Source organism: Vibrio sp. B181a (assembly GCF_030248375.1).
GTDB lineage: Bacteria > Pseudomonadota > Gammaproteobacteria > Enterobacterales > Vibrionaceae > Vibrio > Vibrio campbellii.
On record NZ_JAHGAD010000076.1, the window covers coordinates 1 to 1,784 of the forward strand.

The following is a 1,784-nucleotide window of genomic DNA, read 5'->3' on the forward strand; positions in this document are numbered from 1 at the left end:
CTTCCCAAAGAAGCCAGCTAGGAGTTGCTAGTGTAAATGCACAGCCAAACACTTCCCCTTTAAGATCTCCACTTCGAAAAACAGTAGATACTTTATCTATTACTTCCTTGTCGAAATCACACCAATGAAAACCATGAGAGCGCTCACCCCCTCTGGCAGGATAGTTGTCACTGTTAAAAATTAACCAGTTAGGGCGTAAGTAGAATTCATTTGTCTCGTTATTCTCCAGAAAGAAAAGAAGCCATACTCAAGAAATTGTTGCCGCCATATCCTCGCTCCATTTCGGAAGTGGCAAAAGAAGAAGGCATCCCTGAAGCGACACTGTACAATTGGCGTAAAGCATTGAGAGAAAAAGGGGCCGCAGTGCCTAGTAAGAAAACATCGCCAGAACAATGGTCAGCACAAACGAAGCTCGCTGTCGTTGCTGAAACTTACACGATGACCGAGCATGAACTCAGTACGTACTGCCGTTCAAAGGGGCTCTACCCAGAGCAGATTCACACTTGGCGTGAAGAGTGTTTACACGGTTTTAGGTCATCGAAGGAAAAAGACGCTGAAGCGAAACAGCAGTCTCGAGCGGACAAACTGGAGATCAAAGCTCTGAAAAAAGAGCTTCGATACAAAGAGAAAGCCTTAGCCGAAACCAGTGCGCTATTAGTTCTGCGAAAAAAGCTGAGAGCCTTTTACGGGGAAGAGGACGAGGCCGATTAACGCCAACCAGTGAAAGGCAAGAACTGATAAGTCTTATACATGAAGCGGTCGACAACGGCAGTCGTCTGCCGAATGCATGCTTGGAAACGGAAATCGACCTAAGAACTTATCGAAGGTGGTATCGAGGCGGAGAAATCCAACAAGATCTGCGCCCACTGGTCGTTCGCCCAGAGCCGGCTAACAAGTTAACGGAGAAAGAAAGGTCAGCCATATTGGACGTATGCAACGCGCCTGAATACGCCGCCCTTCCTCCAACACAAATCGTCCCTACGTTACTTGATAAGGGAGTTTATTTAGGCTCAGAGTCTACGTTTTATCGAACCTTAAGACTGGCAGGTCAGGTTGAGCACCGAGGACGTCAACGTGCTCGCAAGAAAGTGGCCAAGCCGAGCAGCTATACAGCGACGGCACCGAAACAGGTGCTGACGTGGGATATCACTTACTTGCCAGCAGCGGTTAGAGGCCAGCACTACTATCTGTACCTTATTGAAGACATCTACAGTCGAAAAATCGTGGGCTATGAAGTCTATGAGCAAGAGAGTGGTGAGAAAGCGTCTCAGCTCTTGCAGCGAACGCTCATGCGAGAGCAATGCTTTAATCAGGCGCTTGTGCTTCATTCGGATAACGGGAGTGCGATGAAGTCTTCAACAATGAAAGCCAAGATGGAAGAACTTGGTGTGACACCGTCTTACAGTCGCCCACGAGTAAGCGATGATAACCCCTATGTAGAATCGTTGTTCAGGACGTTAAAATACGTCCCGAGCTGGCCGTCGAAAGGCTTTGCAAGCTTAGAAGAGAGCAGAGCTTGGGTAGACAGGTTCGTAGAGTGGTACAACAATGAGCATAAACATCGAGGCCTGAACTACGTGACGCCATCAGAAAGACATGCGGGTAAAGATAGTGAGATCTTACAAAAAAGAGCAGCAGTCCTAGAGGTACGCCGAGAGCAAAATCCTGAACGTTGGTCAGGAGAAATCAGGAACTGCAAACCAGTTGGTAACGTTCATCTAAATCCAGAAAAAGAGGTTGCTTAATTAACAAGCAACTAGTGACAACTATCTTGAAAAACGCCG

At 47.4% G+C, this 1,784-nt stretch carries 1 protein-coding gene; it reads left to right on the forward strand.

Features of this window, described 5'->3' with window-relative positions; translation table 11 throughout:
• Positions 1-210 precede the first annotated feature (210 nt).
• Positions 211-1,745, forward strand: a protein-coding gene (locus tag KIO97_RS23195; protein WP_373417336.1) for an IS3 family transposase whose coding sequence is annotated in 2 segments (ribosomal slippage) — positions 211-664 and positions 664-1,745 — 1,536 coding nt in all. Because the reading frame shifts where the segments join, the coding sequence is not laid out codon by codon here.
• The last annotated feature ends 39 nt before the right edge of the window (positions 1,746-1,784 follow it).